The organism is Aquitalea sp. ASV11, assembly GCF_016429185.1.
Lineage (GTDB): Bacteria > Pseudomonadota > Gammaproteobacteria > Burkholderiales > Chromobacteriaceae > Aquitalea > Aquitalea pelogenes.
This window is the reverse complement of sequence record NZ_JAELUD010000117.1, coordinates 1-6,600: the sequence shown is the minus strand read 5'-3', so window position 1 is coordinate 6,600 and position 6,600 is coordinate 1. Positions and strand designations below refer to the sequence as shown.

At 61.5% G+C, this 6,600-nt stretch carries 7 protein-coding genes and 1 tRNA gene; 5 read left to right on the top strand and 3 right to left on the bottom strand.

What is annotated here, in order from left to right:
• A partial coding sequence (locus tag JHD62_RS20825; RefSeq protein WP_199104490.1) for an FAD/NAD(P)-binding protein occupies positions 1-525 on the bottom strand: 525 nt, incomplete at its 3' end.
• A gap of 99 nt (positions 526-624) precedes the next feature.
• Positions 625-2,136, bottom strand: coding sequence for a polyamine aminopropyltransferase (locus JHD62_RS20820; RefSeq protein WP_199104489.1), 1,512 nt, complete (start codon positions 2,134-2,136; stop codon positions 625-627).
• A 65-nt stretch (positions 2,137-2,201) separates the two neighbouring features.
• Between JHD62_RS20820 and JHD62_RS20815 the strand changes: the two genes are divergently transcribed.
• Genes JHD62_RS20815 through speD form a run of 4 tightly spaced genes read left to right on the top strand, consistent with a single transcriptional unit; the run spans position 2,202 to position 5,653 of the window.
• Positions 2,202-2,603: a DUF350 domain-containing protein gene (locus JHD62_RS20815; RefSeq protein WP_199104488.1), complete on the top strand. Its 402-nt coding sequence runs from the start codon at positions 2,202-2,204 to the stop codon at positions 2,601-2,603.
• Between the two features lie 58 nt (positions 2,604-2,661).
• Positions 2,662-3,669 (top strand): SPFH domain-containing protein, encoded by a 1,008-nt coding sequence (locus JHD62_RS20810; protein ID WP_199104491.1) that lies wholly within the window; start codon positions 2,662-2,664, stop codon positions 3,667-3,669.
• The gene (locus tag JHD62_RS20805) at positions 3,669-5,279 is read left to right on the top strand and encodes a DUF4178 domain-containing protein (RefSeq protein ID WP_199104487.1); all 1,611 of its coding nucleotides are present in this window, start codon (positions 3,669-3,671) and stop codon (positions 5,277-5,279) included. The genes JHD62_RS20810 and JHD62_RS20805 overlap by 1 nt, the downstream gene beginning before the upstream one ends.
• Positions 5,276-5,653 carry an adenosylmethionine decarboxylase gene (gene speD / locus JHD62_RS20800; protein WP_199104486.1) on the top strand — a complete coding sequence of 126 codons (378 nt, stop codon included), beginning with the start codon at positions 5,276-5,278 and terminating at the stop codon, positions 5,651-5,653. The genes JHD62_RS20805 and speD overlap by 4 nt, the downstream gene beginning before the upstream one ends.
• Before the next feature lie 253 nt (positions 5,654-5,906).
• Here the strand turns inward: speD and JHD62_RS20795 are convergent.
• Positions 5,907-5,980: transfer RNA gene (locus tag JHD62_RS20795), tRNA-Gly, on the bottom strand.
• A gap of 217 nt (positions 5,981-6,197) precedes the next feature.
• Here JHD62_RS20795 and JHD62_RS20790 point away from each other — a divergent pair.
• The coding region (locus JHD62_RS20790; RefSeq protein WP_199104485.1) for a DUF4337 family protein at positions 6,198-6,600 on the top strand (403 nt) is incomplete at its 3' end.

Sequence of the window (6,600 nt, the reverse complement as noted above, 5' to 3'; positions counted from 1 at the left end):
GCCACGCGGCAGCAGCCCGTCCTGCCATTGGCCGTCGCGCCATAGTCGCTCGTCCGGAGCATGCACCAGCACCCGTTCGTCAAAGCGGGGGCGCAGGCTGTCGCCACCAGACTCGATGACTCCCATCTCGACCAGCAGTGCGCGCACATGGGCAGACTCGGACGAGGGCAGCGGCAGGTAGTGGGCACCGGTGGGGTAGCGCCATTCGTCAAAGGCACCCGCAGCAGCATTGCCATCCGGCTCCGGGCCGTTCAGCACCACAAAGTCGCGATAGCCTTCGCGCACCAGCTGCCAGCCGGCAAACAGGCCCGCCACGCCGCTGCCGACAATGACGGTATCCACCTGGCGTGTGCTGCCGGGTGACGGCAGCCTGGCGGTATCGCGCAGGCGATGGCCTTCCGCCATGCCGGGGCGCATCACTTCGACCGGCAGGCCCCAGCCCAGCACCTGATGGCAGCCCGCCAGCAGCGGCAGACCGGCCAGCGCGGCGGCCGTGCGCAGAAAATGGCGGCGCGCTAGCTGCATGGCTGAACCCTGCGGTCGTGCGTGCCGATGGCGTGCTTGCTCAACTGTGTATTCCTTGTCTTGAGGCTTGCCGCTGTTGCGCGGGGTGCGTCATCGGCACTAGCGGATGACCTGCGACCAATCCTGCTCGAAATAATGCACCAGCAACTGGTTGTTCAGTTCATTGGGCTGCACCTTCCACGGCTGCATGTCGGGCGGGAAGAAAAACATCTGCCGGGTGGCCTCGCGATCCAGGAATTTCAGCGGAACCTGGTAGCGCTGCGGCGGGGTATACCCCGGATGATGGGCCGCGAGGATGAAGCCCCACTCGCCAAAAGAGGGGACATAGGCGTGGTAGGGGGTAGTCATGAGGCCTGCAGCCTGCAATGTGGCGTTGATGCTCCAGAAGGAGCGTGGTGCGTGGTAGGGCGAGGTGGACTGCACTACCGCCAGACCGTTGTCCGCCAGATGGCGCGACAGCAGCCGGTACATCGGCACCGAGTACAGCTTGCCCAGTGCAAAATTGGATGGATCCGGGAAGTCCACGATGATGGCATCGAATTCGGCGTCGTGCTGTTCCAGCCAGCGGGCCGCATCCTGGTTCACCACGTTCAGGCGCGGGTTGTTCAGCGAACCGCCATTGAGCGCCACCAGCGGTGCCGAGGTACGAAACAGCGTAGTCATCGCCGGGTCCAGATCCACCAGCGTGATGTGCTGCACATTGGGGTATTTCAGCACCTCGCGCGCTGCCAGGCCGTCGCCGCCACCCAGAATCAGTACTTGCCGTGCCCACGGCAGCGCTCCCAGCACTGGATGCACCAGTGCCTCGTGATAGCGGTGCTCGTCACGGCTGGAAAACTGCAGGTTACCGTTGATGTACAAGCGCATGTCGTTTTTCCAGCGTGTCAGCACCAGGCGCTGGTAAGGAGTGGTTTCGGCATGGATCACCTCGTCGCCGTAAATGGCTTTTTCGTTCCAGTGCGTCAGCATGTCCGACACCATGAAACCGCCGCCCAGTACCATCACTACCACCAGGCTGCGCAGGTACTGCACTGCCGGCCGCAACAGCTCGTGGCGGAACACGCGGCAGGTCCACACCGCCACTGCCGCATTGGACAGCCCGAACAGCAGTGCCGAGCGCGCCAGTCCCAGCCTGGGGGCCAGTACCAGCGGAAACAACAGGGATACTGCCAGCGCGCCCAGGTAATCGAATGTCAGTACACGGCTGACCAGCTCGGCAAAGCGTGCCTCCCGCTGGTTCAGCGCCCGCATCACCAGCGGTATTTCCATGCCCACCAGCACGCCGATCACGAAGACCAGTGCATACAGGGTGAGACGGAAGGATTCACCGGTCCAGGCAAACACCGCAAACAACACACTGGCGGACAAGCCGCCGATCAGCCCGACCAGCAGTTCGATCTCGACAAAGGTATCCAGCACCCGTTCGTCTTTCACGTACTGCGACAGGTGCGACCCCACACCCATGGCAAACAGGTAGCAGCCGATGATGGAGGAAAACTGCAGTACCGAATCGCCCAGCAGGTAGCTTGCCAGCGCGCCGGTAATCAGCTCGTAAGCCAGGCCGCAGGACGCGACAACAAAAACTGACAGGATCAACAGACGATCACGCATGCGGGAAACTATGAAAAATGGGTAGAATGGGCGTCATTATTGCTCAAGTCCGTAAAGGATGCCGCATGCCCGACGCTTTTTTGCACGCCCTGTTTGCCTATCTTGCCTACCTCGGCTGCGGCATCATGCTGTTGCTGGCATTTTGCGTGCTGTACTGCTGGGTCACACCGCTGGACGAGCTGCAGTTGATCCGCAAGCACGGACAGGCCGCCGCCCTGTCGTTTGGTGGGGCCTTGCTGGGCTTTTCGCTGACGCTGGCCTCCAGCGCCTGGCACCTCAACACCCTGTCCAGTTTTGTGGTCTGGGCCATGCTGGGCCTGCTGGTGCAGATCATCGCCCACCTGCTGCTATCGCGCTGCCTGCCTGATTTGCAACAGGCCCTGCAAGACAACAACACGGCCATGGGTGTGTTTGCCGGCAGCATCCAGCTGGCTGTCGGGCTGCTCAACGCCGGCAGCCTGTCCTGACCTTTTACCCTGCGGTGGCCTGCCCGGCCGCCATTAACCGGAGCCTTACGCCATGAGCCTGTTCTCCTTCATCAAGAAGCAGTTCATCGACATTCTGGAATGGCAGGAGGAGGGCGACGGCGTGCTGGCCTGGCGCTATCCGATGCAGGATAACGAAATCCAGTACGGTGCCAGCCTGACGGTGCGCGAATCGCAGATGGCGGTATTCATCAACGAAGGCCGGATTGCCGACGTGTTCGGCCCCGGCATGTATACGCTCAACACCCAGACCTTGCCGGTACTGACCTACCTGAAAAACTGGGACAAGCTGTTCGAGTCGCCCTTCAAGTCCGACCTGGTGTTCGTCAGTACCCGGCTGCAACTGGGCCGCAAATGGGGCACACCGCAGCCGGTGACGCTGCGCGACAAGGATTTCGGCATGGTGCGCCTGCGTGCCTTCGGCATCTACAGCTACCGCATCACCGACCCCAAGCTGTTCTACACCGAGGTGAGCGGCACCCGCGAACGCTATACCGTGGACGATATGGAGCAGCAGCTGCGCAACCAGATGGTGGCCGACATGGCCCGCGTGCTGGGTGGCAGCGCTGTCCCCTTTCTGGATATGGCCGCCAATCAGGGCCTGATGGCCAGCACCTTGCAACAGGGATTGACGCCCACCTTTGCCCGTTACGGCCTGGCGCTGGACAACTTTGCCATCGAAAACATCTCGCTGCCGGAAGAGCTGCAACACGCCATCGACAAGCGCATTGCCATGGGCATGGCCGGCGACCTTAACCAGTACACCCGCTACCAGGCCGCTGAAGCCATTCCGCTGGCTGCACAGAATGAAGGCGGGTTGGCGGGGCTGGGTGCCACGCTGTCGGCCGGTCTGGGGGTAGGGCAGGCGATGGGCCAGGCCATCCAGCAAAGCCTGGCCACCCCGCAGCCCCCTGCGCCTGCCGCCGATGCCGCTGACAGCCCGCAAGCCAAGCTGGCCCAGCTCAAAGGCCTGCTGGACGCAGGCCTGATCACCCAGGCCGACTACGACACGGCCAAGGCTGACATCCTTAAAAAACTGGTGGGCTGATGTATCGCGTAGCCTGTCCTGCCTGCGGTGCCGAAGTCCGCTTTCACGCCACCACCTCGGTGCTGGCGGTCTGCCCCTATTGCCAGAGCACCCTGCTGCGTGATGCCGACAGTGTGCGCGACATCGGCAAGATGGCTGCATTGCTGGACGATTACTCGCCGCTGCAGATTGCCAGCTGCGGCATCTGGAAAGGTCGCCAGTTCACTGTCGTTGGTCGCATCCAGCTGGCCTACGATGCCGGCATGTGGAACGAATGGCATCTGCTGTTTGATGACGGCAGCAGTGGCTGGCTATCGGAAAGTGTCGGCCAGTATGTCCTGACCCTGCCACAGACCCTGCCACCCGCGCTGCCTGCATTCGACAGTCTGCACCCCGGGCTGTGCTGGGAGTACAAGGGCACGCTTTATACTTTCAGCGACATTCGTCAGGCCCGTTGCGTGGCTGGCGAAGGCGAGCTGCCATTCAAGGTCGGAGCGGGCTATGGCGCACCGGTGGCCGATGCCCGCAGCGGTGGCCGCTTCCTGACCCTGGACTACTCCGCGAACCCGGCACAGCCTGCCTTGTATCTGGGTGATGCCGTCACCCTCAAGCAACTGAACATGCAGCGTCTGCGTGACGCACGCATGATCCAGACTGCCACCGGCAAGCTCAAGGGCAGCGTGCAACAGCTGGCCTGCCCGCAATGCGGTGCCGGCCTCGATTACCGCGCCGGTACGGCCACCCACCTGCACTGCCCGTCCTGCCACAGTGAAGTGGACATTCGTGGCGAGCAGGCCGAAGTCATTGCCCGTCACCAGCAAGCAGGCAAGACCCCCGCCTTTACCCTGCAGCAGGGCGATGTCGCCACCATAGACGGCAAGGAATGGACGCTGATCGGTACCTTGCGCTGGGAAGAAGTGCGCAACCGTAACAGCAGCTGGAACGAATACCTGCTGTACAACATTGACCTGGGTTTTCGCTGGCTGACGGAAACCAGTGACGGCTGGTATCTGGGCACGCTGATGGACGTGTGGGTGGACAGCGAGACACCGCAATACGTGATGCGCGGCAAACGCAGCTATGCACCGTGCTATCCCGAGTACGCTGCCCGCATCAGCTATGCCGCCGGTGCTTTCCCGTGGCGGGCCGCCATCGGCGATGTGGTGCAGATCAGCGAGTTCGAAAACTGCAAGGAGCGGCTGGCCCGCGAACAGAGCAAGTACGAGATCACCTGGTCGTGCAGTCGCGAGGTCAGCCCGCAGGACATGACGCGCTGGTTCGGCCGCGACCTCGTCTCCCCACAGGTGCCGCCGCAGAACAGCACCATCAAGTCGATGGCAAAGCTGGCCATCATCGTATTGCTGGTCATCAATGTGCCGATACTGTTTCTGAGCAGTGAGATTTTCTTGACCCTGTGCATCATTATTTTTGCACTGCTCATACTGTATGCCCCGCTCGGAGAAAAACGGCAAGCGATGCGGCCGGTTTTTTATCTGGCCTACTGCATCGTCATCATCCTGATTGCCACCCTGATGAACCTGTCCATCATGGGCGATGACGGCAGTTACCGTAGCGGTAGTGGCGGTAGTGGCGGTGGCCACGGTGGTGGTTTCTCCGGTGGCCACAAATGAGGCATCTGGGCGAACATTTGCTGGCCGACCTGTACGACTGTGCGGCCATGCCGTTGGCGGATCCGCAGCATGTGGAACACACACTGCATGCCGCCGCCGCCGCCGCGGGTGCCCATGTACTGGCTGGTCACTTTCATCACTTTGGTCCCGGCCAGGGTGTTACCGGCGTTTTGCTGCTGGCGGAATCACATATCAGCATTCACACTTGGCCCGAGCACGGCTACGCCGCAGTGGATCTGTTCTTGTGCGGCAGTGCTGCCCATCAAGTCGCGCTGGCTGTGCTGCAGCAGGCATTCGAGGCTGGCCGCATCGAGCAGCGTTGCCTGTCGCGAGGCATCATGGTTCCGGTCACTGACAGTGACAGGGTAAGGTGAAGGCATGCGGTGATACGCCGGGCGAATTGCCTCGGCATCACTCCTGCCAAGCGGGAAACGGGCAGTACCGTGTGCTGGTGCCACGCTGATTTCGCTCACGCTTCAGGCCGGGCCAGAGCACCATCCGGATGACACAATAGCCGCTTGCAGCAGCATCATCCGGCTCCTACCCGTATCGACCAGACAAGAAAAAAGCCAACCGGTGACGGTTGGCTTTTTCTTTTGCAGATCAAGGATCTACAGGAATCCGGTGTGGAGCGGGCGATGGGAATCGAACCCACGGCACAAGCTTGGGAAGCTTGGGTATTACCATTATACGACGCCCGCGAAGGGGTGCATTGTAACCGGCTTTTCTCTGGCTGGGTAGTCGCTTGTGTATCCCTGCAGCGCGGGCCTGGGCTGCTTGCAGGCATGCAGCGGCTGATACAAAAACTGCACACAAACCCACTTGATTGACAGGGGTTCGCGCGCGAGCATGCCGGCCATGCTTGCGGAATAAAACGGCTGGCCGCAAGGCGACGGCCGGGCGAACAGGGAGTGGGTGATGGCGGAAGAAGAATACGAAATCGCGGGTTTGCATGAAAAGCTGCTGGAAGAAGAGGCGGAAAAAGGCCAGCTGGCACAGAAGATTGCGCTGCTGACAGCGATTCTGGCCACCATTGGCGCGGTATTCAGCTACCAGAGCGGGGCCAAGCAGAATGAAGCGCTGTTCCTGAAAAATCAAAGCATTCTCAAGCAGTCCGAGGCCTCGGACGCCTGGGGCTACTACCAGGCCAAATCCACCAAGGCGCATCTGGACCAGCTGGCGCTGGTACTGGTGACCGACCCTGCGCAGAAAGCCCGTTTCCAGGCGGATTTGCAAAAGCAGCAAACCCAGCAGGCCGAGCAATTGAAGAAAGCCCAGGCCTTGCAGGAGGAGTCGCGTCGCCTGAGCGAGGAGTCCGAAC